Source organism: Vibrio sp. 10N.222.46.A1, assembly GCF_041473595.1.
Lineage (GTDB): Bacteria > Pseudomonadota > Gammaproteobacteria > Enterobacterales > Vibrionaceae > Vibrio > Vibrio tasmaniensis_A.
The window spans coordinates 1-409 of sequence record NZ_JBFRSN010001750.1 but is presented as its reverse complement, the minus strand read 5'-3'; the positions used below and the strand labels follow the sequence as shown (position 1 = coordinate 409).

The following is a 409-nucleotide window of genomic DNA, read 5'->3' as shown; positions in this document are numbered from 1 at the left end:
TGGGCGGCGTAGGCATCGCGATTTGTACACCACCTCTAGGCATGGCACTGGCGACGTTCCTATTCAAAAATAAGTTCTCTAAACAAGAGCAAGAAGCAGGTAAAGCAGCGGCAATCATGGGTTCTATCGGTATCTCTGAGGGTGCTATCCCGTTCGCAGCGAACGACCCAATGCGCGTACTTCCTTCAATCGTTGCCGGTGGTATCGTGGGCTGTGTATTCGGCTTCATGACAGACGTTCTACTACACGCACCTTGGGGCGGCCTAATCACAGCGCCAGTATCAAGCAACATTCCAATGTACGTGGTCGGTATTGCACTTGGCTCGCTAACCACAGCGGTTATCGTTGGCTTCTGGAAACCTGTCGCGGTTGAAACCGAAGAAGACATGGTTGAAGCGCCAGTACAAGC

At 52.3% G+C, this 409-nt stretch carries 1 pseudogene; it reads left to right on the top strand.

What is annotated here, in order from left to right:
• Nucleotides 1-409, top strand: a pseudogene (locus tag AB4496_RS29160) (PTS fructose transporter subunit IIC); the annotation flags it as partial.